The 26,794-nt window shown below is 67.5% G+C and carries 23 protein-coding genes, 1 tRNA gene and 1 pseudogene; 13 read left to right on the top strand and 12 right to left on the bottom strand.

What is annotated here, in order from left to right; all coding sequences use genetic code 11:
* Window positions 1-54 precede the first annotated feature (54 nt).
* Window positions 55-125: transfer RNA gene (locus ACLBYD_RS23910), tRNA-Gly, on the bottom strand.
* A gap of 87 nt (window positions 126-212) precedes the next feature.
* Window positions 213-1,037 carry an oxygenase MpaB family protein gene (locus tag ACLBYD_RS23905; protein ID WP_447818411.1) on the bottom strand — a complete coding sequence of 275 codons (825 nt, stop codon included), beginning with the start codon at window positions 1,035-1,037 and terminating at the stop codon, window positions 213-215.
* Window positions 1,038-1,147: 110 nt separating this feature from the next.
* Here ACLBYD_RS23905 and ACLBYD_RS23900 point away from each other — a divergent pair, with 110 nt between their 5' ends.
* The 4 genes from ACLBYD_RS23900 to ACLBYD_RS23885 all read left to right on the top strand — a co-directional run bounded on the left by ACLBYD_RS23900 (window position 1,148) and on the right by ACLBYD_RS23885 (window position 4,333).
* Window positions 1,148-1,783, top strand: coding sequence for a TetR/AcrR family transcriptional regulator (locus ACLBYD_RS23900; protein WP_447818410.1), 636 nt, complete (start codon window positions 1,148-1,150; stop codon window positions 1,781-1,783).
* 33 nt (window positions 1,784-1,816) lie between these two features.
* Window positions 1,817-2,407 (top strand): dCTP deaminase, encoded by a 591-nt coding sequence (gene dcd, locus ACLBYD_RS23895; protein ID WP_016696219.1) that lies wholly within the window; start codon window positions 1,817-1,819, stop codon window positions 2,405-2,407.
* A gap of 77 nt (window positions 2,408-2,484) precedes the next feature.
* On the top strand, window positions 2,485-3,213 hold the full coding sequence (locus tag ACLBYD_RS23890) for a DUF5995 family protein (protein WP_447818409.1): 729 nt from the start codon (window positions 2,485-2,487) through the stop codon (window positions 3,211-3,213).
* Between the two features lie 55 nt (window positions 3,214-3,268).
* Window positions 3,269-4,333 (top strand): beta-mannosidase, encoded by a 1,065-nt coding sequence (locus ACLBYD_RS23885; RefSeq protein WP_447818408.1) that lies wholly within the window; start codon window positions 3,269-3,271, stop codon window positions 4,331-4,333.
* Here ACLBYD_RS23885 and ACLBYD_RS23880 read toward each other — a convergent pair.
* The 4 genes from ACLBYD_RS23880 to ACLBYD_RS23865 are packed head-to-tail and all read right to left on the bottom strand — an operon-like array spanning window position 4,325 to window position 10,909.
* Window positions 4,325-5,971 carry an ABC transporter gene (locus ACLBYD_RS23880; protein WP_447818407.1) on the bottom strand — a complete coding sequence of 549 codons (1,647 nt, stop codon included), beginning with the start codon at window positions 5,969-5,971 and terminating at the stop codon, window positions 4,325-4,327. The two genes, ACLBYD_RS23885 and ACLBYD_RS23880, sit on opposite strands and share 9 nt — an antisense overlap.
* Window positions 5,968-7,431: a glycosyltransferase gene (locus tag ACLBYD_RS23875; RefSeq protein ID WP_447818414.1), complete on the bottom strand. Its 1,464-nt coding sequence runs from the start codon at window positions 7,429-7,431 to the stop codon at window positions 5,968-5,970. The genes ACLBYD_RS23880 and ACLBYD_RS23875 overlap by 4 nt, the downstream gene beginning before the upstream one ends.
* Window positions 7,428-8,912, bottom strand: coding sequence for an archaeosortase/exosortase family protein (locus tag ACLBYD_RS23870; protein ID WP_232622267.1), 1,485 nt, complete (start codon window positions 8,910-8,912; stop codon window positions 7,428-7,430). The genes ACLBYD_RS23875 and ACLBYD_RS23870 overlap by 4 nt, the downstream gene beginning before the upstream one ends.
* Window positions 8,913-8,917: 5 nt before the next feature.
* Entirely contained in the window at window positions 8,918-10,909 is a 1,992-nt protein-coding gene (locus tag ACLBYD_RS23865) for a hypothetical protein (RefSeq protein ID WP_447818406.1), read from the bottom strand.
* A 177-nt stretch (window positions 10,910-11,086) separates the two neighbouring features.
* Between ACLBYD_RS23865 and ACLBYD_RS23860 the strand changes: the two genes are divergently transcribed.
* The 6 genes from ACLBYD_RS23860 to ACLBYD_RS23835 all read left to right on the top strand — a co-directional run bounded on the left by ACLBYD_RS23860 (window position 11,087) and on the right by ACLBYD_RS23835 (window position 17,662).
* Window positions 11,087-12,199 carry a glycosyltransferase family 4 protein gene (locus tag ACLBYD_RS23860; protein ID WP_447818405.1) on the top strand — a complete coding sequence of 371 codons (1,113 nt, stop codon included), beginning with the start codon at window positions 11,087-11,089 and terminating at the stop codon, window positions 12,197-12,199.
* Window positions 12,200-12,282: 83 nt separating this feature from the next.
* Entirely contained in the window at window positions 12,283-12,444 is a 162-nt protein-coding gene (locus ACLBYD_RS23855; protein WP_016696211.1) for a hypothetical protein, read from the top strand.
* A 206-nt stretch (window positions 12,445-12,650) separates the two neighbouring features.
* Entirely contained in the window at window positions 12,651-12,977 is a 327-nt protein-coding gene (locus ACLBYD_RS23850) for a SelT/SelW/SelH family protein (RefSeq protein ID WP_447818404.1), read from the top strand.
* A 108-nt stretch (window positions 12,978-13,085) separates the two neighbouring features.
* The gene (locus tag ACLBYD_RS23845; protein ID WP_447818403.1) at window positions 13,086-13,742 is read left to right on the top strand and encodes a hypothetical protein; all 657 of its coding nucleotides are present in this window, start codon (window positions 13,086-13,088) and stop codon (window positions 13,740-13,742) included.
* A 2,030-nt stretch (window positions 13,743-15,772) separates the two neighbouring features.
* A complete protein-coding gene (locus ACLBYD_RS23840) occupies window positions 15,773-16,420 on the top strand; it encodes a PhoU domain-containing protein (protein WP_120280333.1) in 648 nt (215 codons plus the stop codon).
* A gap of 42 nt (window positions 16,421-16,462) precedes the next feature.
* Window positions 16,463-17,662 (top strand): MalY/PatB family protein, encoded by a 1,200-nt coding sequence (locus ACLBYD_RS23835; RefSeq protein WP_447818402.1) that lies wholly within the window; start codon window positions 16,463-16,465, stop codon window positions 17,660-17,662.
* Between the two features lie 19 nt (window positions 17,663-17,681).
* Here the strand turns inward: ACLBYD_RS23835 and ACLBYD_RS23830 are convergent, their stop codons facing one another.
* The gene (locus tag ACLBYD_RS23830; protein WP_447818401.1) at window positions 17,682-18,485 is read right to left on the bottom strand and encodes a GH39 family glycosyl hydrolase; all 804 of its coding nucleotides are present in this window, start codon (window positions 18,483-18,485) and stop codon (window positions 17,682-17,684) included.
* Between the two features lie 118 nt (window positions 18,486-18,603).
* On the opposite strand from ACLBYD_RS23830, the gene ACLBYD_RS23825 reads away from it, so the two are divergent.
* Complete coding sequence (locus tag ACLBYD_RS23825) at window positions 18,604-19,686, top strand: GNAT family N-acetyltransferase (RefSeq protein WP_447818400.1); 1,083 nt, start codon at window positions 18,604-18,606, stop codon at window positions 19,684-19,686.
* Here ACLBYD_RS23825 and ACLBYD_RS23820 read toward each other — a convergent pair whose 3' ends face one another.
* The 3 genes from ACLBYD_RS23820 to ACLBYD_RS23810 all read right to left on the bottom strand — a co-directional run bounded on the left by ACLBYD_RS23820 (window position 19,687) and on the right by ACLBYD_RS23810 (window position 22,160).
* The gene (locus ACLBYD_RS23820) at window positions 19,687-20,721 is read right to left on the bottom strand and encodes a cellulase family glycosylhydrolase (RefSeq protein WP_447818399.1); all 1,035 of its coding nucleotides are present in this window, start codon (window positions 20,719-20,721) and stop codon (window positions 19,687-19,689) included. It lies immediately after the preceding gene.
* Window positions 20,722-20,803: 82 nt separating this feature from the next.
* Complete coding sequence (locus ACLBYD_RS23815; protein ID WP_447818398.1) at window positions 20,804-20,941, bottom strand: hypothetical protein; 138 nt, start codon at window positions 20,939-20,941, stop codon at window positions 20,804-20,806.
* A gap of 136 nt (window positions 20,942-21,077) precedes the next feature.
* Window positions 21,078-22,160, bottom strand: coding sequence for a glycosyltransferase family 4 protein (locus tag ACLBYD_RS23810; RefSeq protein WP_447818397.1), 1,083 nt, complete (start codon window positions 22,158-22,160; stop codon window positions 21,078-21,080).
* Between the two features lie 435 nt (window positions 22,161-22,595).
* Here ACLBYD_RS23810 and ACLBYD_RS23805 point away from each other — a divergent pair.
* Window positions 22,596-22,802: pseudogene (locus ACLBYD_RS23805) on the top strand (sugar transferase); the annotation flags it as partial.
* A gap of 84 nt (window positions 22,803-22,886) precedes the next feature.
* Complete coding sequence (locus tag ACLBYD_RS23800; protein ID WP_447818396.1) at window positions 22,887-23,345, top strand: DUF6098 family protein; 459 nt, start codon at window positions 22,887-22,889, stop codon at window positions 23,343-23,345.
* A 69-nt stretch (window positions 23,346-23,414) separates the two neighbouring features.
* On the opposite strand, the gene ACLBYD_RS23795 is transcribed toward ACLBYD_RS23800, so the two are convergent.
* Both ACLBYD_RS23795 and ACLBYD_RS23790 read right to left on the bottom strand, forming a co-directional pair.
* Window positions 23,415-25,457 carry a CocE/NonD family hydrolase gene (locus ACLBYD_RS23795; RefSeq protein ID WP_447818395.1) on the bottom strand — a complete coding sequence of 681 codons (2,043 nt, stop codon included), beginning with the start codon at window positions 25,455-25,457 and terminating at the stop codon, window positions 23,415-23,417.
* 9 nt (window positions 25,458-25,466) lie between these two features.
* Window positions 25,467-26,762 (bottom strand): ATP-grasp domain-containing protein, encoded by a 1,296-nt coding sequence (locus ACLBYD_RS23790; protein WP_447818394.1) that lies wholly within the window; start codon window positions 26,760-26,762, stop codon window positions 25,467-25,469.
* Between the last annotated feature and the right edge of the window lie 32 nt (window positions 26,763-26,794).

The raw sequence follows: 26,794 nt of genomic DNA, 5'->3' as shown, positions 1-26,794 counted from the left end.
TAGCCACGATGTTCGGTTGTGGTGTTTGCGCTGGTCAAACGCGGTATTTGTGGGAGCCGATGACGGGAATCGAACCCGCGTATTCAGCTTGGGAAGCTGATGTTCTACCATTGAACTACATCGGCACGCTGGGCTTTTGCCGATTCTCATCGACTCCGGCCCGAGCTTTCGGAGCAAACTGTAGCAGACTCTCCGGGTCGATCGCGGGACCGCTAGACCAGGGATCGACCTGTCCGGATCCGCCACCGCATGTCGGCTAGCAGCACGCGGTAGGGCAGCTCCCGCACCGCGACCGGCAGTCTCTTGTTCGCCACACCGAGAGCCCGCATGACGCGGTCGAAGCGACGCTGGTCGCGCGGCGTCCACGGCAGCAGCATCTGCTCGCGGAACAGCTGCGGCAGGAAGCCGGCGGTGAAGAAGAGATTGAGCTTGCCGAACAGGGCCGGGACGGGCTGGGGCAGGAACTCGATCCGGGCGATCGACAGCAGGTGCTCGCGGATCGTGTCGTCGATCTTCACCTTGTGGAGGTTGTCCTCCCAGTACTGCTCGAACGCCGCGCGGTCCTCCGGCCACATGTGCTGCGGCACCTGCAGTGTCGTTCCGAAGGTCGCGCCGTTCTGGTAGAAGTACTCGATCGCATCGTCGGGGATCGGCCCGTACAGCGCGCGGTGCACGTCCTCGAATCCGCGGTAGATGCACGACGCCACCCACAGCTGCAGTTCCGGATCCATCGCGTTGTACTCGACCGGGCTCGACTCGGTGGAGCGCACCTGCGCGTGCGCCTTGTTGACGCCGCGACGGAACAGTCGTTTCTCGTCGTCGGTGCCGCGCGCCGCGACGGCCAGGTAGGTGAGGGTGGTGCGGGTGCGCTTGATCGGGTGGTCGAACAGCCGTCCCGACTCCACGCGGGATTCGTAGACGCCGTAGCCGACACCGGGCCACGACAGCTGCATGATGATGTTCGCGGCTCCGGCGGCCAGGCCGAGCCCGTCCATCGTGTCGTCGAGGCCGACGGGCTTGTCGACGGTCGTCGTCATCGGAATGTCCCTCCATCGTTCGAAGTGACTACGACTGTACTCAGATGCGCGCCGACGGTAAAGACCGGAGGTTGCGCGGAACGGAGACCGGACGCTGCGAAGATAGGGGTATGGCAACTGGACGGCTCTACGGTGGACGCGCAGGCGAGGAACGACAGGCCGATCGGCGAGCGCAGCTGATCGAGGCCGGTCTCGACCTCCTCGGAGCTGCCGACGGCGAAGCCACGCTGTCGGTGCGCGGTGTCTGCAAGCGCGCCGGTCTGGCGTCGCGATACTTCTACGAGAGCTTCGCCGACCGCGACGAGCTCACCGGTGCCGTCTACGACCACGTCGTCCAGCGCATCGCCGAGAGCACGCTCGCTGCCGTGACCTCGGCACCCGCCGACGACGACCGCGCGATCGTGCGGGCCTGCGTCGAGAACATCGTCCGCGAGATCGACGAGGACCCGCGACTCGGCCGCATGTTGTTCTCCGTCAGTCAGGCCAACACGCAGCTCGCGAAGCGGCGCCTCGACTCGACCCGCATGTTCGCCGGCCTGGTCACTGCGCAGGCCGAGAACATCTACGCCATCACCCCGAGCCCCCGGCTCGACCTCGCGGCGCACTACGTCGTCGGTGGACTCGCCCAGGCGCTGACGGCCTGGCTCGACGGCACCGTGCCGCTGAGCCACGACGACGTCGTCGAGGAGTGCACCGAGTTGCTGCTCACCATGTCCAGCCAACTGCGGCGCGGCTCGGCCACGTAGAACCCCCAACCGGGCGATTGTTAACCTCTACTCGTGCTGCTCTCCGATCGCGACATCCGCGCTCAGATCGCCTCCGGGCATCTGGGCATCGACCCGTTCGATCCGGAGCTCGTGCAGCCCTCGAGTGTCGACGTCAAACTCGACAGCCTGTTCCGCGTCTTCAACAACACGCGCTACACGCACATCGACCCGGCGAAGCAGCAGGACGAACTGACGTCGCTGGTGCAGGTGCCCGAGGGTGAGCCGTTCGTGCTGCATCCCGGCGAGTTCGTGCTCGGGTCGACGATGGAGCGGTGCACCCTGCCGGCCGACCTCGCCGGTCGCCTCGAAGGCAAGTCGTCGCTGGGCCGGCTCGGTCTGCTCACGCACTCGACGGCCGGGTTCATCGACCCGGGTTTCGACGGGCACATCACCCTCGAGCTGTCCAATGTCGCTAACCTGCCGATCACGCTGTGGCCGGGCATGAAGATCGGTCAGCTGTGCCTGTTCCGGTTGACGAGCCCCGCCGAGCACCCCTACGGCAGCGCGAAGGTCGGGTCCAAGTACCAGGGCCAGCGCGGGCCCACGCCGTCGAAGGCGTACCTGAACTTCGTGCACAAGCACCCCGACGCGCGTCCCAGCTAGTTCTTCCCGTCCCGTGGTTCTTTCCGGGACGGCACACGCGGGTCCACAATGATCCTCATCCGCACGGAGGAGGGACCGTGGCGCTGCACGCGAACGACATCGACGAGGTGATCGGGATCCTCGACGGCATCGTCGACGAGACCGCCGCGCGCGGCGATCCGCGGGGATGCTTCGCGGCCGTCTATCGGCAGATGACCCTGGCGGTGAAGGCCGGCGTCTTCGCGGACAAGGACCGCATGAACCGCATCGACACCCTGTTCGCGAACCGCTACTTCGAAGCCTACGAAGCGGCCACACCGACCAGGGCATGGCAGGTGGCGTTCGACGCCGCGAAACAGGACCGGCTGATCGTGCTGCAGCACCTGCTGCTGGGGATCAACGCGCACATCAATCTCGATCTCGCCGTCGTCGTGGGTGAGAACCTGTCGGGTGACGAACTGGACGCCTTCCGCGCCGACTACGACAAGATCAACGACATCATCGCGGGGGTGATGCCGAAGGTGCGCGACGCCATCGAGTCGTTCTCGCCCCTGATCAAGATTCTCGAACCGGTCGACACGGTGAACCCGGTCCTCGACTTCGCCTTCGACCGCGCGCGGGACAACGCATGGGTGTGGGCGGAGATGCTGTCGCAGATGGATGCGGACCTGCGCCCCGCTGCGATCGACGTCCTCGACCGGAACGTCGCCGTGCTCGGCAGGGTCATCGCACGCCCCGACCCGCTGACATCGATCCTCGTCGGCCTCGTCCACAACACCGAGAGCAAGGACATGCGCCGGATCATCCGGAAGCTCGACAACCTCTGACGACCCGATGGCAGGATGCCTGCGTACACGGCTCCGTGGCGGTTAATCTCTGGACGTGCGCGTCGCTGCGGTCGCCACCGCCCTGCTGCTCCTGCTCGCGGCCTGTGCGCAGGACACTTCGTCGCGCCCCTCGCCTCCCGAGGATCTCCCGAGGGTCCGCGCCGACGGCGACCGTCTCGTTCTCGACGACCGGACATGGTGGCCCGCCGGCCTCAACGCGTACCAACTCGGCACCCGATGGGAGGTCAACCAGGGATGCGGTGCCGAGGTGGATCTCGACGAGTTCTTCGGCGCACTTGCTCCGCGCTCGGTGGTGCGTTTCGACGCCTTCCAGTCCCACGCCGTGCACCGGATCGGCGGCACGCTCGACTTCACCGCGCTGGATGCCGTCTTCGACGCCGCCGAGCGGCACAGGGTGTACCTGATCCCGGTTCTCGCCCCGCAGGACAGCGATTGCGACGCGGGCGGATACAAGCAGGCGGACTGGTACGACACCGGTTGGCGCGACCCGCTGCCGGGTCATGTGCTCGCCTACGACGACTGGGTCGCGACGGCCGTCGAACGGTGGGGGTCGTCGTCGGTGGTGGCGATGTGGGAGTTGATCGGCGAACCCGAGACCGCGACCTGCGCCGACGACGAGTGCACCCTCGAACGACGCGAGTGCGTGCCCGGCGGTGCCCGGCTGCTCCGCAAGTGGATCGACGACGCGGCCGCCATCGTCCGTGAGCACGACCCGGACCGGCTCGTCACCGTGGGCACCATCGGAGGCGACCAGTGCGGTTCGGCCGGCGACGATTTCGCGACCGTCACCGACGCCGAGCACCTCGACGTCGTGCAGTACCACGACTACGACGACGCCCAGTTCCTCGAACAACGACTCGACGGGTTGTCGAAGCCTATGCTCGTCGCCGAACTCGGTGTCCGGGCCGGTTCGTGCCGGGCGGTGAGCGAGCGTGCCGACATCGTCGACCGCACGCTCGAGCAGTACCGCGATATCGGGGCCGACGGTGCGCTGATGTGGTCGTTCGTCCCCGACCCACGACCGGACGAGTGCACCTACGACATCGGTCCGGACGACCCGGTCCACTACGTCCTACGGCGCCACCACCGCTCAGGGTGATGTGCGGTCGAGTACCCGGAAGAGACGCCAATCGGGTTGGTCGGCACCGCCGTTGGGAATCTCGAGTTCGAGTACCGCGATGTCGCTGCCGGTCTCGTAGATGGTGGGGTAGCGGCGGTTGACGGCATCCGACGTTCCTCGGCCCTCGTTGGGGACGGTCAGGATGTACTCGACCCCGGAGGCGGAGGGACGGTTGAGTACGGCGGTGAAGTCGGCATCCGAAGGGACGACGAAGGTCTCGGGGCGTTCGGTGGCCGAGAAGATCGCGAACCCGTAGACCGTGTCCATCAGCACCGAGCCCGGCGGCAGGTCCATCGCGTCGAGATATTCGGCGATGCGTCGTTCGGTGGAGAACGCCGCGATCACCCGTCGCTGCTGCTCACGTACCTCGGACGGATCGTCGTCGTCCGGGAACAGGACCGTGCGCAGCGCGTGCTGTTCCTGCGACAGGGTGGGCGAGCCCATCGCGACGAATGTGACGGGCAGACTGCACACCAGGAGCACCGCACCCAGCGGTGCCGCGCCGCTGCGGTCCTCCGCCCTCGGAACGGTGTGCGGTCCGGGACGTCGTGCCGTGAGCAGTCCGCGTCGCGGTGCCAGCTGCACGACCCACACTGCGAGCAGCGGGATCGCGCAGATGTAGAAGCGCAGGAAGGGGAAGGTCATTCCACGCGCATAGGACAGGGCCGCGAATCCCAGGACCGCGCCGAAGACGACGAACGGCACGAGCGGTTCGAGATCACGTCGCCGCCAAGCCAGCACCGCCACGACCGGGATCAACAGCGGAAGCGCCGGTCCGAGCACGACGGTCTCGGCGAGCGAGAACGCGACCGCACCGAGCCCGCCCGAAGACCCGCCACCGCTCTGCTCGAGGATGGCGGCATTGCCGTATGCCGAGGTGAACTGCGCGAGCCATTCACCGGTGACGAGCCAGCTCGTCACGACGAACGCGACGAAGGCCAGCGCGAGGGGCGCGGCGACGAGGATCGCGTCCATGATCGCCGGCTGCCATCCCGAACCGGGAGCGTAGCGACGCGACCGGTACCGGACGAGCAGCGCGACGAAGACCGTCACCGCCCCACCGACGGCCAGCGCGTCGTATCGCGCGAGATACGCCAGCGCGAGGGCGATTCCGGCCAGCGCCAGGTCGTGGATGTCGTCGGTGCTGCACCAGCGGATCAGACGACGCGCGGCCCAGCACAACGCGAACAGGAACGGTGCCTCGCTCATCCCGTTCGCGCCGTAGTAGACGATCATCGGATTCAGGGCGAACACCGCCGTCACCGTCCACACGAACCACGGCGGGCAGCCGCGATCGCACGCGATGCGGTGGATCTGCACCGCCGCGCCGGCCATGAAAGGCGCCGACATGAGCACCGCCGTGACGGCATAGGCCGACAGCCCCGGGAACCACGCCGACAGTCCCGTGAGGGGCACCTGGACGAGCGCGGTGAGGGGTGTGAACACGAAACCGATGGCGGCGAGGTGCGGGTCGCGGCTGAGCAGCACCGACCGCGCAGCGCTGACACGGCTGAGTGAATCACCCTGGTAGTACTGCACGTCCAGCGCGAGCCACAGTCCCACCACCAGATAGATCAGGCAGGCGGTCCAGAACACCCACGTGCTGCGGGCCCTCACGACGACAACCCGTGGAAGGTCTTCTCCCAGTAGGAAGGATTACGGATGAGCTGGTAGGTGCCCTTGATCGCCGCGATCGACATGAGGACCCAGTAGAACGGCACGGTCAGGCACGGCCACCACAGGTTCGCGTGCCCGGTCTCGCGGCATGCCACGAAGTTCATGTACATCACGGCGACGTTGCCGAACACGAGCGAGATCAGCGCGGGGAAGTAGGCGTACCAGGGGAAGATCTCCTCGATCAGCTCCGCCTGGCCGAGCAGCCACGCCAGCGTCGTCATCCAGAACACCATGTTCAGGCACGCGATGATCGGCGTGCCCGCGAGCAGGGTCGTGAAACGCAGCATCCCCGCGGTGCCGATCACCCGCCACAGTCGGACGGGCCGGCGCATGTGGACCAGCCACGTCTGCAGATAGCCCTTGTACCACCGGGATCGCTGCCGCACCCAGTTGATCGGATCGCTGTTCGCCTCCTCCAGCGTGGTCGAGTCGAGAACCGCAGTGGAGTAGCCGGATTCGGCGATCCGGACACCGAGATCGGCGTCCTCGGTGACGTTGTACGGATCCCACGCACCGATCTCGTCGAACACCGATCGGCGGATATGGTTCGACGTCCCGCCGAGCGGGATCGGCGAGTGCGACTTCATCAGTCCGGGCAGGATGAAGTTGAACCACAGCGCGTAATCGGCGGTGAACCAACCGGTCAGCAGATTCTGGGTTCCGTTGTGGAAGGCCAGTTTCGCCTGCACGCACGCCACGTCGTCGCCGAGGCGGTCGAAGACGACGACCACCCGGCGCAACTGCAGAGGCTCGGGCAGATCCTCGGCGTCGAAGATCGTCACGATCTCGCCCGTCGTGAAGTGAAGTCCGTAATTGCACGCCTTCGGTTTCGTGCGCGGATCGGCGGCCGGGACGAGCAGGATCTCGACGCTCTCGCCGAGCCCGGCCTTCTCCGCGGCCTCGATCGTGACGTTGTCGTCCTCCTCGAGCAGCAACAGCACCTGGAGCTTGTCGGCCGGATAGTCGAGCGCAGCCATCGCGGCGAGCAGGTCACCGACCACCTCGGGTTCGTTGTAAGCGGGCACGAGCACCGTGTACGGCGGCAACTGGTCGTCGGTGAGGGCGAGAGCTTCCTCGTCGTCGACGATGAACTGTGCGTCGCGTGCCATGCCGCGGGTGAACAGCAGCAGCCGGTCGGCAAGGGTCGCGATGTACCCGAAGGTGCACAGCACGGTGAAGACGATCAGGGTCGGTTTCGTCGCCACGACGAGCGCGAGCACGAAGGCCCCCGCGAGTGCGAATCCGAGGTATTTCTGCCACGGCACGAACGCGACCGACGCCGACGACACAGGGCTGCGTTCGCGGAGTCCGTGCACCGCCTCGTGCAGGGCGGCGGTCCGGTAGGCGTCGAACTCCGCGGTGCCCTCGGACGGAACAGCGTGTCCGGAGCCGACATTCACTCGTCCTGCCACTGTGCCTCCACGAGCTCGCGACCCACCTCGATGAGCATGGAACGGTCCTTGTACTCGGGCTCGGTGTCCTCGACGGTGCCGTTGCCTCGCAACAACACCCGCACCAGCGTGCGCACGTTGGCGACAGTGTTCGGCTCGGGCTGCGGGAACGGCGCGTCGAGTTCGTGATTGTCCACCGTCAACAAGCTCACCCGCTGGGCGACGGTGTCGCTGCGGGTCCACACGAAGCTGAGCAGACTCCACGTGAGGAGCAGCTTGTCGTCGACGACGGTGAAGTACTCGGCGGTCACCCCGCGTCCCAGATCGACGTACTCCTTGGGGCTCACGCGCGACATGCCGAGTTCGTACATCGACTGGGTGGGGTAGACCGCGAACGCGTTCGGGCTGCGTACCTGCAGGGTCTGCACGGCGACGGTGCGCGGACGCAGCAGACGGTCCCAGTCCGGATCCGGTTCCTCCGCGCGGATCATCTGCCGACGCAGCACCGATCCCTGGCGGAAATAGGCACGGGGCCAGTCGTAGTCGACGGACGACAACTGCACCCACCCGGCCGGGACGATCTGCGTGGCGGTGCCCGAATAGGGTGGCCCTTCCGATACGGGTGTCAGCCGTTGGTCGGGCAGCGGCACGAGTGCCGCGAGGAGCGCGGCCACCATGATGCACAGAGCTCCCCGCACGGCCTGGGGAATCGACACCGGATTCGGTGGCAGCGTGCGCGGGGCGAGCCCGCGGTAGGTCCACAGATAGGCAGTGGCCCCGACGACCACCGTCGCGATCACCGCCGGCACGTACTGGGACACGGCGATGGGCGCATCCGGCCACCGCTGGTCGATCAGGATGAGCACCATCAGGCCGGTCACGAATGTCGTGGAGCCGTAGAAGAATCCGCGGGCCCGGGTGCGGCGCGTGGCGAGTCCGATGGCGGTGGCGGCGAGCACGAGAGTCACCTGTCCCGCGGCGAGTTTCGTGCCCCCGAACTCGACGAGCGCGATCCGGTAGAGCACGGGTGAGCTCAGGAAGAGCATCATCCACGCCTGCCAGTACGCCGCGGTCACGCGCAGACCGAACATCGCCACGCACGCCCCGCACACGAACACCCACGCGGCGAGCACGTCGAGGTGCATCACCTGATAGGTCGCTGCGTATCTCGGCATCAGTAGCCCCTTGATCGCGAGCGCGATCAGCAGCAGGAGCACCGACGTGATGATGTCGGTCTGCCGGTCGTGGATCGGCAGTTCGTTCTTCCGCTGCCGCGTGACGCCGATCGCAACGATCGCGACGAGAGGCGGCACGATGAGGACGTAACCACCCGTGGTGCCGGTGCGGATCTCGTCGAGCAGCTGCAGCCAGGTGGAGTGGAAGCCGATCAGGGTTGCGGCGACTATCGCGATCCACCGATTGGTGGTGTGCAGCATCGCGTTCGTGAAGAACCGCTCGGTGAACGACGGTTGCTCGGTTGTCGTGGTCATCGTGTTCACCGCGACTGCGGACGGCGCCGACGGGTGAGCGACCACACCGCGGCGCCCGCCGCACCGACGACGAGCAGGACGACCCCCGCGACGACCACCGCGGTCACCGTGCTGTCCGATTCCGACGACGCCGCGTCGACGTCGTCGTCCCGGGTGCGGGGATCGATGAGGGTGATCGGATCGCGGTCGGGCGCGGTGAACAGCACGCTGCCCTCGAGTTCGAACCAGCGACCGGGCTCGGCGGAGAGCCAGTCGAGCGTCCGATCGAGTTCCTCGGGAGCACCGGTCGACATGGCGACCAGCACGGTGCGTCCGTCGTCCCGCACGACCTGCAACGAGGCGAAGTCCACCTCGGTGCCGAAAGTGAGGCTGGTGCTCTCGCCGTCGGCGTTGCGGACCTCGAACCGGCGGTCCTCGGTGCGGACGAGCGGCAGCTGCGACTGCAGATCTTCGGGCAGGAGACCGTTCGCGGCCACGATCACTGCCGGTCCCGACGAGGCGAGCGCTTCGTCGATCGTCACCCATTCGGGGTCGAGCGGACGGCTGGTGAGCGACTGGAGCCCGGCGACGAGCTCGACGGCACGGGAGACGTCGACGAGGCTGCGATCGGAGGTGGCGACGTCGACCTTCGGCATCAGCGTCTGGGGCAGCGACGGGAAGCCGACGGGGAGCGGCGGATCCGCGAGGGTGCTGAAGACACGACTGCCGCCGTCGATGCGCAGGGTGACGGGTTGCTGCAGACCGCACTGCTGCTGCGCGCCGGTGGTGCGGAGTTCGACACTGACGTCGGTGAGCCGCCCGAGGGCCGAGTTCGGAACCGTGACGACACGGTCGATGACGCCGCTCGCGTCGGCGGCCCACGAATCGAGCATGATGTCGCCGACGGAGACGGTGATCGACCCGCCCTGGGTAGCGGGGAGCGGGGTGTAGGAGCCCTGCAGGTCGATGCTCACATCGCGCACCGGCCGCCCGAATTCGGTCTGGTCGAGGAAGAGATGCACGTCGGCGATGCCGAGGCCGCTCGTCTCGAGGTCGGACACCCGCAGGTCGTACAGAGTGGCCGAGTCGGATGGGAGGATGGGCCGGGTCTGGAAGGCGCCGACGGCGACGTCGGAGGTGACGGCGAAACCGGACAGGGCGCTGGTGATCAGGCGTCCCTGGTCGAGGAGGGTCTCCGCGTCGCCGCGGACGTACAGGGCGGGTGGTCCGTCGGGCACCGGCACTACCTCCGTTCTTGTCTCCTCGCCCTCGCTGACGACGATCTGCCGGACGAACGGCGTGGCGGCGGCGGGGGGGAGACCGTTCGCCGGGAGTTCGCGTACTTCCACGGGCACCTGCCGTCCGGGATACCGGGCGCTCACGCTCGCCGCGAGATCGAGAGTGACGCCCGCTTCGGCATCCGTGGGGTCCTCGGCCAGATACAACTCGAGGCGATCGAGGACCGGCGGGAGGTAGTCGGCGACCGCCTGCGGGGGTGCGGGGGTGCCCGCGTACCGGACCACACCGTCGCGCAGACGTACCGAACCCAGCGTCCAGTCGTCGGGGCAGATGTTGTCGACGGCGACCAGGTGCAGATCGAGTGAGATCACCGCGGCGTCGTTCTCCACCTTCGCGCCGCCGAGCGGAATCGACAGGGGCACGATGTCGCTACCGGGCGGCAGTTCCACGCGTGTGAGCAGGCGCCCGTCCGAGATGACGTCGATCCACCCGCGCGCCACGTTCGTAGGCAGTTCGGCGGTGACGTCGAGGAAAGCGGGAGAATTTCCGGCAGGGACCGGAAATGTGAGCGTGACGGCATCGGAATTGCCGCGGAATTCGATGTTCGGCCCGAGTCCGAGATTGCGGGTCGGGAATGCGACCTCGCCCGGAGGGGTTGATCCCATCGGCTCGAGATCCTGTGCTGCAGCGGTAATCGGGTTCGCGCACAACGTCATCGAGGCGGCAAGAGCCAGCACGAAGGTGCGACGGGAGCGGCGACCGGTTCTGGGCGATGTCACTCGAACAGCGTATTGCCTCCGATCACGAGAATATTGCAGACGCGGCGACAATTCGGTGTGATGTTGCGCTGTTGTAACGGAACGACGGCCGGCCTCGATTTCAGCCGACGACCTCGAATCGGACGAATCAGGAGGCCCCGTGGCGGAAACAGTGAGGGATCGGACGGTTGCGGCGCCGTGAGCGATCCGCTGTTGTTCGTCGCGCACACCGGTGAGCGGTCGGGTGCCGAGAAGGTCATGCTGATGCTCGTCCACGTCGCCCTCGCTCAGGGGCGTCGGGTCGTCGTGGCGTGCCCCGACGGGCCGCTCGCCGAAGTCCTTCCGTCCGGATGCGCCCACGTCCGGTTGCCTCGGTTGGGCATGTGGGGACAGACGGGAATCGGGCGGATCGCGGGACTGGCAGGTCTTCCGGTGCGATGGCTGGTGGGAGCGCGCAGACTTCGTCGGGTGCTTGCCCGGGAACGACCGCAGGTGGTGTGCAACTCGTTGTTCGCGTTGCCTTCCCTGCGACTCGCCGTGCTCGGCACGTCCCACCGGGAACGTGCCAGGTGGCTGGTGCACGACACATTGTCCTCGCGCAAGCAGCGCATCGTCGCCCGGATGGGAAAGGGAGCGGTGGGCGAAGCGGTCGCCGTCTCGCGAGCCTCGGCCGTCCCGGTCCGGGGATGCGGATATCCGGTTGTCGTCGCACTGCACGGCGTTCCGGTCCCACCTTCCCCGTCCCGATCGGCATCTCCTGAGGACTCGACCGCGCGGGTGGGCATCCTTGCGTCGGTGACGGAATGGAAGGGACACCGCGTCCTTCTCGAGGCGGTGGCCGAGGTGCCCGGCGTCCACCTCGACGTGGCGGGGGAGCCGTTCCTTGGCGACGAAGCCTTCCTCGGCGAGCTGCGGCGTCGCGCAGACGACCCCGATCTGCGCGGGCGGGTGTCGTTCCTGGGCCGGGTCGATCCCGCCGAGGTCTTCGCGGTGTGGGACGTGATGGTCTCTGCGAGCACCTCACCGGAGGCGGGGCCGCTGGTCGCACTGGAGGCGATGGCGCACGGTGTGCCCGTCGTCGGCACCGATCACGGAGGGACCGCCGAGTACCTGGCCGATGGCGCGGGACTGCTCGTTCCACCCGGCGATGCGAAGGCTCTGGCAGAGGCGATGCAGCGATTGATGTCCGACCCCGGCCTGCGGTACGAACTCGCCGTCACCGCGCGTCGCCGGGTGGAGGAGCGCCACGATATCGAGGTGACGTTGCCGGCCATGGTGAATGCCTTGTGGGCGACGGGAGTCACATTGTGAGGCGTCCTCGAGTATTGCTTTTGCAACCATGTTGTGATCTCCGATGTTTGGTGTTCTCGGCGGATTCGCGCACACTGTGAGCCATGTGGGTGTGGATCGCATCGGCGCTGGCGGCGTGGCTGGGCCTCTCGGCTCTCGGCGCGCTCGCGGTCGGTCGGTTCCTGTTCGTCTCCGAGAGGGAGGAACAACTCGTCGAGATGCAGCGGGAGCAGCGTGATTCTGCGAATCCTCCCGTCGCTTCCTGACACGCCGGACGTCCGCCTGCGCGATACTCGCGAGTAACAATTTTTCGTGTCTAGACTCGGTTCCGCGTCGTCCTCCTGTCCCCCCATGTGAGGACGGCCGCACGGGTCGGTTACCCCCCATCACCGGTCCGTGCAGAAGCCCCGGCCGATCCACCACCACGATTGCCGGGGCTTCACCTATTTCCGGCGGAGATATCCTGTCGCTCATGACCGAGCAGGCTCCCCGTGTCGCGATCACCTACTGCACGCAGTGCAAATGGCTGCTGCGCGCCGGTTGGATGGCGCAGGAACTCCTGAACACTTTCGGTCCCGCGCTCGGCGAGGTCGCGCTCGTTCCCGGGACCGATGGGGTGTTCCGCATCGTCGTAGACGACACGGTCGTGTGGGACCGCAAGGAGGACAAGGGTTTTCCCGAAATCGCCGCGCTCAAGCAGCGGGTCCGGGATCTCGTGGAGCCGGATCGTGATCTCGGGCATGTGGATCGGGCCGCCCGGGCCGATGCCCCACCTCGTCGCGACAGCAACGACATCTAGCGGTAACGTTCTCGCATATGTGCCCGCGTTCTACGCGCGTCGGGCACGGTCGACGGCGTGCCGCTCACGAAAGTGGTCGCCGACATCGAAATACGGGGAGGAAAATCGATGAATTCTGTTGCGAAGAAGGCTGCAGTCGCGGCCTCCGGTGCCGCACTGCTGGCACTGGTCGTTCCGGGCGTCTCGTCCGCTGCGGGTCCGAGCGTCTCGGCGAAGGCGGAGAACGGCGCCATCGTCGTCGACTTCGATCTGACGCGCGCCGACGTCGACCGCGGCGTCACCTGCGTCACCTACGTCCTGAAGCCGGGCACCGTCGACACGGCCGATCCGTCGGGCCGCATCGACGCGCAGCCCGCCGGCACGAGCTTCTCGGTGACCAACACGAGCACCTCGAGCGCGCTGTACATCAAGGACGGCGCACCCTCGCAGGCCGGCCAGGAGTCGATCACCGACGGCACCTACAACGTCTTCTGGGGCTGCCAGGACGCCTCGGGTGCGCAGTACGAGAACATCTTCGACGCGTCCGGTCGCCCCTTCACCGGTGGCATCTCCGTGACGGTCGGCGGCGGCGAATCCGCACCGCAGGGCGAGTCGGCTCCGCAGGCACAGTCCGCGCCGCAGGCCGAGTCCGCGCCCGCACCGCAGGGCGAGGCCGCGCCCCAGGCCGATAATGTTCCGCCGGCCCCCCAGTCGCAGCCGGAGCCGGTCGACCCGCTCCAGTTCGTGATCAAGTTCCTGCGCGATCTGATCGGCGCCTACCTCTGATCGGAGTCCACATTCCGATCCGCACGTAACGGCATCGGNNCCGATGCCGTTTCTGCACCGACCCTGTAGATGTGGTCCCGTCCGCGCCGGCTGCTCGGCAACCGACGGACGTACGGGTCGGTAACATTTGCCCGATTCGTCGCGACACACTGGCGACGTGCCACTCCCCGGGGCGACCGCGAAAGGCCTGTGCATCGTGTCCGAACGAAGCATCCGCGACGCCGAACTGCGTCGTGAGCTCGGTGTTCCTCCCACCGTCGATCTCGTGGGGCATGCCCGCGATCTCGCCCGCGTGGCCGTGCCCGCCGCGCTCGTCGCCGCGCTCGCCGCGATCGCGGTCTTCTTCGTCCGCGACAGCGGTCCCGGGGTGTACGAATCGTCGCTCGTCGCGGAGATCCGTTCGTCGTCCTCGGTGTCCGGCAACGACGCGACCCTCGGGCAGCTCATCGCCCCGTACGTCGCGCTGTCGCAGGACTCGGCGGTCGTGGCCGCAATCGCAACCGAGACGAACGAGGATCCCGCGAAGCTGCCGTCGAGGATCGACGTCGGCTACGGCTCGTCGCCCACTCTGCTCACCGTGACCGCCCGCGACGACTCGCAGGTCGACGCCGACCGGCTCGCACAGACGGTCGTCACACAGCTCGACCGCGCGCAGACCGAACGCAATCGCGTCGCCCTCGATGCGCGCATCGCCGAACTGGACGCGGTCGTCGCCGGTCTGCGTGCCGATCTCGCCGCGAGTATCGCGACCGAGGAGGAGGGCGTAGCCGATCCGGTGGTGCAGGCCGAACTCGATGCGCGGCTCGAGCAGCTCCGGCAGGCACGCTCGGGCGCGAGGCTCGAATACCTCCAGGTGCTGTCGATGCCCGCCGGTACCGGGACGAAGGTGTCCCCGATGCCGCGTGCCGAGGCCGCGGTTGCGTTCCTCGCCGTATTCGTCCTCGTCGCGGAGTTGCTGGTCGCGCTGAACGGACGCTTCGGGGCATCGAACAGTCCGGCCTGGGCACGGCGGGTCGCGCGTCGACACCGGGCGGCCGTGCAGGTCGAGCGCGACGACCGGGAGGCACTTCCGCTCGACACGATCGTCATGCTGCAGCAGCGCGCCTCGCTCGGCGACCACATCCTCCTCCTGAGCGGGGAGGGCATGACCGTGGAGATCGACTCGTTCGGCGATGCCCGCGACCGGATCGTGTGCTGCGGCATCGGGGAGCAGTGGTGGACCCGGGCGAACACCGAGGGACTCGCGCTCGCCGTGATCGTGCTGCAGGCCGGGGCCGAGGAGCGAACGCAGGCGGAGGACACGCTGCGTGCCCTGGCCGAGATCGAGGTGCCCACGCGTCTCGTCGTGCTCGGCGCCGGACGAGAGTTGGTGCCCGTGCTTCCGGCCCGCCGCCGCGGACCGGTCGTGGAGGCGGCTCCCGAACCCCCGGNCCCCAGCCGGCACCCGCACCCGCGGCGCCGGCACCGCGACCGGTGCCCGACGACCGTCATCGGGCTCCGCAGCCGGTGTCGTCACAGCCCGAGTCGCTGTTCGTCCCGCCCGAGGATCCGGCCTACCAGCAGTACCGTTACGACGAGGGATACGACTACGGATACGCCGACCAACAGCCCTACCGGGACGGGCACGGCCATCCCCAGCAGAACGGTTACGGCGAACCTCGGGAGACGTCGCGCTACTGATCAGGTTTTCGCCCGAGTTGAAGCTTCGCGCCGACAGGCTATAGTGATGACGGTCACTCCAGGGGATGGGTGTGGCCTGCGCAGCCGAGCACATCGGCGTCACGACGAGGGAAAAAATTTGTCTATCTGCATTGCCGGCACCCCGCAGCACAACACCGCGACGCCGGGAAGCACCGAATGGATCAAGGCTCATCTCGCCCGGATGGACGACGGCGCGAGCTCTGTATCGTCCGTCGAGGACGTCGCCGCAGAGAGCGTCGTCGACGCGCGTCGTTAGGCTCCGCCCGAGGACTGCAACGAGGACCGGTCGGGTACACGTGCCGTGAACCGGGCGACGGAGGGAGCGAGACATGAGGGAGTTGTTCCGAGGGCAGCTCGACGACCTGGTCGGACGCCTGGGCGAGCTCGCGGCGGTTGCCGCCGAAGGGCTCGACCTGGCCACTCGCGCGTTGTTCGACACCGATCTCGACGCGGCCCAGTCCGCTCTCGATCTCGACTCGCGTATCGCCGAACTCGACACCGACTGTTCCGAGCGAGCGGTTCGGATCCTCGCCCTGCAGGGTCCTGTGGCCGCCGACCTGCGGTTGGTGTTCTCCGCGGTTCGTATCACGAGCGATCTCACCAGGATGGGCGAACTGAGCCTGCACATCGCGCGCGTTGTACGGCGTCGCCATCCCGAGTCGCTCGTGTCCGACCTCTTGCGCGACGACCTTCGCCGGATGGCCGAACTCGCGGCGCAGATCGTCGCGATCCTGCGCGACGCGTTCACCGACTTCGACCTCGAGACGATCAAGGGCACGCACGCCATCGAGACCGAACTCGATGCGGTGCACTCGCGTCTGCTCTCCCTGCTCGAGAGCCCAGAATGGGACGGCGACATCCGGACCGCGGTCGACACCGCACTCCTCGCGCGTTTCTACGGGCGGTTCGGCGACCAGGCCATCGACGTCGCCGATCGGTTGATCTTCTTCGTCACGGGCCAGCGACCGGCCGCCTGACTTCGCCGCGCGCACTGCCGCGAACCGTGCGATTCTCTCACCATGACCCGCGACGAGCGCCTCTCGGTCGGCGGTCCTGGGGTGCCCGGGTTCGACGACCTCGACTTCGATGCTCTGTCGGTGCGGTCCGGTGCCAAGTGGGCACGGGCGGCCGCCGATGGGCTGGCCCCCGCATGGGTCGCCGACATGGATTTCCCGGTCGCACCGCCGATCGCGCGTGCGCTGCACGAGCTGGTCGACCGTAGCGATCTCGGCTATCCCGATTGGTTCCACGGCACGCCGCTGCGCGAGGAGTTCGCACAGCGCATGCGCACGCGCTACGGATGGGAACCTGATCCCGATGCCGTCCGCGAGCAGACGGATCTCATCCAGGCGTTGCAGCTCGTGTTGCACTTGAGCACCACGCGCGGCGATGCGGTGGCGATCCAGACACCGAACTACCCGCCGTTCCTCGCGTCTCTGCGACGGATGGGACTGCAGCAGATCGACTTTCCGTTCGTCGATCGAGGCGACGGGTGGGTGCTCGACTTCGATGTGTTCGAGCCGTTGGTGGCGCGTCGTCGTCCGCGGGTGCTGGTGCTCGTCAACCCGCACAATCCCACCGGTCGGGTGCTCACGCGTGAGGAACTCGAGCGGATCGCCGATCTCGCCGAACGGTTCGACATGCTCGTCGTCAGCGACGAGATCCATGCCGAGCTGATCTACGAACCGCACCGGCACATCCCGTTCGCCTCGATCGGGCCGGAGGCCGCTGCCCGTACGGTCACGCTCACCTCGGCCAGCAAGGCGTTCAACCTCGCGGGGATGCGGTGCGCGGTGGTGCACTACGGTTCCGAGACCCTGCTGAAGCGCCGGGACGCGGAGCCGTTCGACCTGTACGGGACGGTCTCGGTTCCAGGAGTCGTCGCGACGCTCGCCGCGTGGCGCGAGGGCGACGCGTGGCAGCGCGACCTGCTGCAGGTCCTGGACCGGAATCGCCGACGGGTGGACGAGGTTCTGCGCGAACGGATCCCGGCCCTGCGGCATCATTTGCCGCAGGGCACTTACCTGACGTGGTTGAACACAGGGCCGCTCGGCGTCGACGATCCGGTGTCGGCCGTCCGCGATCGGGGACGCGTCCTCGCCGATGGTGGGGTGCGGTTCGGGTCGGGAGCACGCAACTTCCTGCGCATCAACTTCGCGACGTCGGAGCCGATCCTCGATCGGATCCTCGACGGCGTCACCGACGCGCTCGGCGCCTGACCGTCACTACGTCCATTCATCACACCGGGTCGGCCGGCGAGTTCGTGGATTCGAGTGTGCCGTTTGCGGCCGCGCATCCCGAGGCGGCCGAAGCGACCACGGCGCGTGAGGGTTTGGCCGAGAAGTTCTGGTAGAGCAGCCCGAAGTTCTGCTCGACGTCGGCGCGGTTCGTCCCGCGGTCGCGCATCGAGTAGACGAACACCTTCTGCACCCAGCCGAGTCGGCGGGCCTCCGCGATGCCGTCGGCGATGATGTCGGTCTGTCGTTGCGTGCTCACCGCGTTCGAGGCGGTTCCGGTGGGGGCACCGAACTCGGTGGCCCACACCGGTGTCGCGGCGTCGCCGTACTGCACCATGGTGTCGCGCATCAGACGCATGCGGTAGAAGGTGTTCCAGCTCTGCGTGCTCACATCGGACGGCAGCGCCGGATAGCTGTAGGGGTGCACCGAGAGGAGGTCGAAGTACTGGTGCGCCCCGCGCGCGTAGAGCTGCTGCACGAAGGTGACGGGGGAGATGTCGGATCCGTTGTCCACCGCCGGTGCGAGGCCGCCGTTGAGGATCCGGGCATTCGGCTGCACCGACTTGACGGCCGGAGCGGCCGCGGCGAGCAGCTCGACGTACCTGCCGACATCGGGACGGGGCCGGAAGAAGTTCGTCAGATTCGGTTCGTTCCAGATCTCCCAGTGGGTCACCCGAGTCGAATAGCGCTGTGCCGCCTGCCGGGCGAAGCCGGCGAAGGTCGCCGGATCGGCGGGATATCCGTGCGTGTCGCCGCCACCCGCGACGCGTGCCCATGCCGGGGTGTACGCGATGATGCCGACCACCTCGCGTCGCCGACCTGCGACTCTTTCGGTGGAGCGAGCGGCAGACCGACGCCGCGAATTCACTCTAACGAGCAGGGGGCCGGAAGAGGCGGGATTTGTGGACCGAAGGTTCCGGTGCATGCGCACCGTGAGATTCGAGATCCACGACGAAAACTCGGCCCTTCGGCTCTCCGCGGAATGGGACGACCTCGCCCAGGAGACGGGTGGGCGCGTCGCGACCCGCCCCTCCTACGCACTGGCCTGGAATCGGATGGGACGCGGCCGATCGGCCGTGTGCACCGTCCGGCGCGGCGGGCGCCTCGTCGGACTCGCACCCCTGCACGCCCGCACCCGGCTCGGGGTCACCGCCCTACGGCTGCCGGCCCACGGCCTCGCCACGATAGGAACCTTCCTCGCGACCGACGAGGCCGCGCTCGCCGACCTGCTCGACGGCATCGCCGACCGGAACATGGCATTGCAACTCGATCACATCGATCTCACCGACCCTCTCGTGGAGATGCTGCAGGCCTCGCCTCGTTGGAACGTCGACATCGTCGGAACCGAACGGTGCCTGACCATCGATGTCGCCACCGGTGCCGGCGCCGAATCACTGCGTGGTCGACGCACACTGAAGACGCTGTCCCGGCTCGAACGCTCGCTGGAACGGCAGGGCACCCCGACCTCCGTCGAAGTGGTGGGCGATCCGGACCATCTCGCGCAGAGGTGGCCCGACGTCACCGCGGTCGCTGCGGTCGCCGACGAACACAGCGGAGGCGACAACTTCTGTGCGCCGCCGTTCGTCGCGTTCACCCGGCCGCTGCTCGACGCCGAAGCCCGCGCCGGCAGATTGCTCGTCGTGGGCCTGCTCGTCGGCGACAGGTGGATGGCCCACGAGATCATGTTCCGAACCGGCAGGACGGCGGAGATGTGGATCGGCCGCTTCCATCCCGAGGTGCGCCGCTACCAGCCCGGACAGTTGCTGCATCGGCGGCTGACGGATCGGCACGACGAACTGGGCATCGACCGCTTCGACTATCTGCTCGGCACATCGGAATTCAAGGAGCAGTGGGCGAACGGTGATTACCGGGCGGGTCGGATCGTCGCCGTCCCCACCTCGCGACCGCACCACCGATGGACCCTCCGCGCCGCGGATCTCGGAGCCGACCTCGTCCGTCCCCTGCGCCTGGCGGCGCGCGATGCTCTCCCGTCGAACCGCTGCTGATCAGAGGCAACCGGAAGTGACCGCGGCCGTGCGCAGCACGTCCCAGGCCGGCTTGGGCGACCCGTCGTGTGTGAGGACTCCGAAGTTCTGTTCGCGATCGGCCACCTCGGTGCCCCGGTCGAGGAGGCTGTAGACGAACAGCTTGTCGACGAAGCCCAACGCGCGTTGCTCGGTGATCCCGTCGCGCAGGATGTCGGCCTGCTCCGTGGGCCCGACCGCGTCGGTGTCCGTGCCCGTCGGTGCCCCGAACTCCGTTGCCCAGATGGGCTTGTCGGAGTCCCCGCGCTCGACCATGACGGTGCGCATCTCGCGCATGCGGTAGAAGGAGTTCCAGTCGGAGGTCGACGCGTCGGACGGGAGAGCGGGATAGCTGTAGGGATGCATGCCCACCACGTCGAAGGCCGGCGACACGCCCTGGTCGTACAACTCGGTGAGGAAGGTCGTCGGGGCGATGTCGGAGCCGTTGTCGGTGCCGGGGGACAGGCCGCCGGTGATCACCACCGCCCCGGGGTCGACGTTGCGGATCGCGTCCGACGCCGCCACGAGCAGGTCGGCGTACGCGCCGACGTCGGGTTGCGGGGTGAAGAAGGCCGTCAGGTTCGGCTCGTTCCAGATCTCCCAGTGCGTGACACTGTCCGAGTAGCGATCGGCGACGTCGCCTGCGAAGCGCCCGAATTCGCCGGGGTCGGCAGGCATCCCGTGCGGATCGTCGGGGTCGGCCTCCGACGTCCGCGCCCAGTGCGGAGTGTGGGTGAGCAGGCCCAGCACCTGCAGGTCGTGCGCGTCGGCCGCGGCGACGACCCGGTCGGTGCCCCTCCAGTCGAAGCGTCCGCGCGCGGGTTCGATGATCGACCAGTCCATGTCGAACCGGATCCAGCCGGCGCCGCTGTCGGCGACCTTCGACATGTACGCGTCGAGGTCGTCGGCGTCGAGGGAGTCGAGACCGGCTCCCGTCGCGACCCCGAGACTGTCGGCGGTCAGATCTGTTCGGCAGTCGCGTGCCTCGGTGCTCTGGGTACACGACAGAGCGAACACACCGACAAGGGTGAGAACGGCGCGGAGCGGCATGGACCGCGACACGCGACGCGGCATCGACCGCGAAAGGGACACTGCAACCTCAACGGGACTTGACGAGACCGGCGAGGCCGAGCCCGCCGGTGATGGGAAGGACATGGGTTCCGGCCAGAACACAGACAGCCGAGAGAGCAGCGGTGACGGGCCATGGAAGATCGTAGCGTTCCGCGAAGAGCGACATTCACACGGCCACCGCAGCACCCAGCATCACGATCGCCACGGTCTGGGTGAAGAGGAACAGACCCCCGATTCGGACGCTCGGGGTCGCCGGTCGGCCATGCGGTCGGCCGGCGAATGTCTACCGACGCGCAGACCTGTCAGATTCTCAGACCCGTGGTGCGGTAGGCCTCGCGCGTGAGTTCGGCGGTGCGCGTCCATGTCGAGGTCGCGGCGACCTCGCGTCCTCGGGTGCACAGCGCCTCCGCGGTGTCGCGGTCGTGGACGACGACGCGCAGGGCCGCGGTCCACGACGTCACGGTGTGTTCGGTGACGAGCAGCGCTCCGTCGTCGACGACGTCGGGCAGTGCGCCGACGGCGCTCGTCACCACCGCCCCACCGCACGCCATCGCCTCGAGGGGCGGTAACCCGAAACCCTCGTAGCACGAGGCGTATGCGACGGCGGTCGCCGCGGCGTACAGCGCGGGGAGATGCGCGGTGGGAACGTAACCGAGACCGATCGAACCGGCCGGTGCGTGCGGTCCGGTGGATCCGGTTCCGGCCAGCACCAGCGGGATGTCGAGGATGCGGCACGCGTCGGCGACGAGCGCGACGTCCTTGCGGGGTTCGACGGTGCCGACCTGCAGGACGAACCGTTCGGGCAGCCGGTAGGCCCGGCGGATGTCCCGCACCTCCTCGGGAGTGGGAGGTTTCGCCCACGCCGCGGGGGCGAGCGGGGTGACCACGGCGTCGCGGCCGCACAGCGTGTGGAGACGTTCGGCGGTGAAGTTCGAGACCGCGACGAGCACGTCGGCCCGCCGCATGGCATCGCGCAGCAGTGCACGCTCACCGGCGGCGCGGTACTTGTTGAACGCCCACGGGGTGTCGAAGACGGCGAGATCGTGGAACGTCGAGACGGTGACACCGGAACACAGGGCGGGCAGGTCGACGTCGAGGCTGTGGAACAGGTCGACCCCGCGGACGGGCATCTTGGCGTACAGCATCCGTCGCACCCCGTCGGCGACCGGCCGCACCGACGGGGTCACGCGTGGGGGCAGTTCACCCGTGGCATCGCACTGCACCGTCGCGCGCAGCGCAGCCGAAGGGAGCAGCGGGTCGAGCGCGGTCAGCAGCTCGCGGACGTAGGTCTGGACTCCGCTGCCGGACGGACGGAGTGCGAGGGCGCCGAATCCGATGCGGTGAGCGAGCTTCGGTGAGGTGGCCAGTGTTGCGTCAGTGCGCATCCGACAGTTCCTAACAGTAACCAGAAATAGACGTCGAGGGGAAAGCTCTCGAAACAGGTCGCCACCGTGCGTGCGGAGCGGTCGGCGGGAAGGTGGACGTGGCCGAGGCGTGGGGAGGCGGGGTCGCCGAACCACGACGCGTGTCGCACATCCACTCTGTGACCTCCACTGTCGAGGGTGAAAGAGAGGGTGATTTCCCTACCCCATCTCGGACCTTCAATCTTCTTGCCGTTCGGACGCATTCGTATCGAATGGTCGTGCCGACCCGTTACCTCTCGGCGCCGGCAGGCTCATAAAGTACCCTCCCGATCGACTCGAGGTTTTCGGAGGGATGGCTGTGCCCGAATCCTGGTGCACGAATGGATCGCGCGTGACGGAGATTCGGAGAAGGTACTCGACGAATTGGTCCGCACCTTCCCCGTGCCGACGTTCTGAGAGAAGATCCCGGGCTTCGTTCCGCGCCGCATCCTCGTGCGACCCGGCATGACGGGCTTGTGGCAGGTCTCCGGCCGGTCCGATCTGTCCGAGGCCGACCGCATCCGCCTCGACCTGTTCTACGTGGCGAACTGGTCGATGGTGCAGGATCTGCTCATCGTCGTGAAGACGGTGCGCGCGGTGCTCGCGAGCGACGGCGCCTACTGACCCGACCGCGGTGCGGGGTTTCGCGGCAGAGGAGCGGGGAACTCTTCGAATTCGTCCTGGAGTATCGGCAGGAGGAGGAGAAGGGTGAGCACGTCCGTCCGAAGTTTCCATCCCGATCCCGACGACATCCCGCTGATCACCTCACTCGACCAACTCGCCGACCTGGCGACAGATCCGCTGCTCTATCTGCGGTACTCGAAGGGGCCGGCGGCGGACGCCGAGGACGGACCGAGCCGCGACTACGAGGCGAACGTGACCCTGCCGGGGCTCTCGGCCACGACTCTCGCTCCGGAGCCGTGGTGGCGACGGCCCGTCAAGGACTGGGTCGCCCGTCGCGTCTGCAAGTACTCGGAACTCGCCGAGGAGGACGGGCGGTTCGCGTGGCTTCTGACCGGCAGGATGGTCGGGCGTGGTCCCGACCACGAGCCGCTCCTCGTCGATGTCCGGCCCCACGCCCGGCTGAGCAGGGGCGTGCTCGACGAGGCGAAGAGGTGGTACGACGAGCACTTCGATGTCGGCAACGACTCGCGCAAGAGTGCTTGAGTACCGTTCGCGCGCAAAGGAGGAAGCCCACCCCGCACGTCGCGGAGTGAGCTTCCGTCGCGGTTGTCGTCAGACCAGGTCACGCGGGATCCGGCGCTGCCAGCTCTCCGAGTGGACCCGTCGATCTCCGTGGTCGTCGTCGAGCTCGAAGGCGTCGAGCTCGGCGTTGATCACGAACTCCTCCGGGGTGGACGTGAGGATCGTGCGGGTGCGGACCTCGGTGCGCCAGTCGTCCCGCTCGTAGCGGCGCAGGGTCTGCGTCTCGCCGCGCACCGAGTTGGGATCGTTGCCTCCGAAACTGAACCACTCCTGGGTGCGACGCCGGATGACCGTACCGGTCTCGTCGATCCGGAACGACCCCTGGTCGTCGAGGATGTCGAGGGTCGACACGCCGGTCGCGAGGTCGCGGGTGGTCCGCCAATGGTGTTCACCCGGCTGCAGCAGGGTGATCCCGAGTTCCGGAGCAGCTTCCGGTTCCCCGAACTCGCGCAGATGTGCGTCCTCCGGCCGGGGCGGGCGCACCGGCAGATGCAGACCACCACCGGTGTACACCGTGACCTCCGCGGGTGTCGGCGACGGCCACGCCAGCGGGAAATAGGAGGTGGACAGCGACAGGCGCAGACGGTGCCCGGCCGGGAACACGTGGCCCATGCCGTTGAGCTCGATCCGGACGCGGTAGCGCCGTCCCGGCTCGAGGGCTTCCGGCTTCTCACTGCTGTCGCGGTGCGTGAGATTGAGCAACCCGTAGGTCACGCGTGTCGCCTCGCCGTTGGGCGCGACGTCGGACAGCCGGGCGGCGAGCATCGCCACCGGTCTGTCGGACGAGACCTCGAGCTCCAGCTCGGGACGGCCGAGAACCTCCGTCGTGGTGTCGAGCGCCTCGGTCTCGAAGACGAGCGCACCGCCGTCCTCCTCGCGCTGATCCGACGGCAGGTCGGGAGTCGCGGCGTAGGACGCCCACTTGCCGGCGAACATGCCGACACTCAACGGGGATCGGAGCGGCAGGGGACGCTCGTCGACGGTGAGGATGCCGTCGTCGTCGGGATGCAGCGCGTACCGGTCGAAGGTGTAGCGGCGGTTCTCGATGTTCGGCGACGGCCACGACGGTTCGGCCACCCAGCGGCCCGGACGTTCCGCGTAGGACGGGTTCGGTTCGACGGAGTCCTGCATCCAGGCGCGTACCATCGGTTCGTCCATCATCCCGGTGTCGACGCCCTTGAGCCAGTGGTCCCACCACCGCACGACCTCCTGCAGGAAGCCGATCTCCGGGCCGGGGACCCCGAGATGCGGGTACTTGTGGCCCCACGGTCCGATCAGTCCCTTCCTGGGGACGTCGAGATGTTCCATCAACCGGAAGATGGCGTTGGTGTAGCCGTCGGCCCAGCCGCCCACGGCGAGGACCGGGCACTGCACGGAGGAGTAGTCCTCGTTGACGGAGGCGCGTTTCCAGTAGTCGTCCCGGTGCTGGTGTTCGAGCCACTTCTCGATCCACAGGCCGCTGCCCTCGAGACGTTCGTGCCACATCTCCCGCCAGCGGTCGCCGACGATGGCGGGATCGGGAGGCAGACTGTTGAAGGCGAACATCACCGTCGCCTCGGACAGGTTGTCGGACAACAGGCAACCACCCATGTAGTGCATGTTGTCGACGTAGAGGTCCTCGGTGGCCGAGGCGCTGACGATGGCCTTCAGGGCCGGTGGTCGGCGCGCCGCGACCTGCAGGCTGTTGAAGCCGCCCCACGAGATGCCCATCATGCCGACCGAACCGTCGCACCACGGCTGCGACGCCAGCCATTCGATGACCTCGCAGGCGTCGTCGTGTTCGTCGGCGAGGTACTCGTCGCGCAGCACCCCGTCGGAGTCGCCGCTGCCGCGCATGTCCACTCGCACACAGGCGTAGCCGTGGCCGGCCATGTAGGGATGGTTCAGCGCGTCCCGTCCACGCGTGGAATCCCGCTTGCGGTACGGGATGTACTCGAAGACGGCAGGGACGGGGTTCTTCTCTGCGTCGACGGGCAACCAGATCCGCGCTGCGAGCCGTACGCCGTCGCGCATGGTGATGAAGACGTTCTCGATGACACGGACCTCGTGGGGGAGATCGGTGATCGTGTGCATGCAGAACTCCTACCGATTCTCGGGTGCAGGATCGAAGGCGAACGGAAGTGCCTCCAGGCCTTCGCGATACCGCTGCTCGAGCTGTTCGACACTGTCGGCGCCGATGTACATCGTGCCCAGTTCGTAGCGGTAGGCGTCCTGGTTGGGCAGATCGGCGAGCCGGTCACCGGGAGCGACGTCGATGCACACCAGGGCGCCGGGGATCCGTTCGCGGAGACGGGCGATGTCGGCTTCCGAGGGCACCGACGTGACGATGCCGTCCTCGTAGTGCGGGATCATGCACTTCGCTGCGACGGCGTATTCGCCCTGCCGGTACGGCATGCGGGGCTGCCGGCCGAGGGCGATGTCGATGGCCACCTCGTGGTTGGAGCTGCCGTCGACCTTGGCGAACAATTCGCTGTGCGACTGGGAGATCCGGGTGTTGACCTCGATCAGCCAGAGCTTGTCGTTCTCCTCGTCCCACATGAACTCGGAGTTGAAGCAGCCGTTGTCGAAGCCGACGTGGCGCAGGTAGCGCTCGGTGATGTCGATCATGCGTGCCTGCACTTCGTCGGGCACGGTGCTCGCCGGGTAGTCGAGGCGTTCGAAGCTGTGCCCGGCGGCATCCTTGCGCATGTCGAAGACGCCGTGGACGTTGAACTGCCCCTGGAACATCGTGCCCTCGGGAGCGGCCTGGATACCACTGACGACCTGCTCGGCGAGGCAGGTGGTGCCCGAGCTCTTCCCGATCTCGGCGGGGAGGTCGACGCGGCGCAGAACCTCGTCGAAGGCGTTACCGACGAGTCCGATCTTCTCGCGGATCTCGACGAGGGCGTCGGCGAATTCCTGCTCGTTGTGGATCTCGAATCCGAGTTGCGACGAATGCGACTTCACAGGCTTGACCCAGAACGGGAAGTCGAGCTCGATGCTGTCGAGGGCGTTGTCGTCGAAGGGGTCGAACGAGTTGAACTGCGGGACGCACTCGGGGACCGATTCCTTCTGGGCGAGTCGGCTCCAGTACTTGTGCTCGGTGGCGACGATGCTGCGCAGCGACGGCGAGGGGATGTTCCGTTCGGCGGCGAGGATGGGAGCGAGCACGCTGGTGGGGAAGTCCCAGTGGGCGATGATCCCGTCCACGCTGCCGGGGAAGTCGTCGAGTTCGCGCCGGCAGGCGTCGAGGAGATCGTCGAACACGTATTCGTCGGGCTCCACCAGTGTTTCGTAGTCGAGGAGGCCGTGGAAGCTCAGCTGGTCGGCGCCGCGTACGGTCTCGAGCTCCTTGCGCTGGATGTCGGTGAGTCCGGGGACGAAGATGTTGGTGCTCATTGATGAAGCCTTCCCGATCCCTCGCATCACAA

The sequence above is a fragment of the Rhodococcus sp. C26F genome, from assembly GCF_053345925.1.
This window is presented reverse-complemented; position numbering and strand designations above follow the sequence as displayed.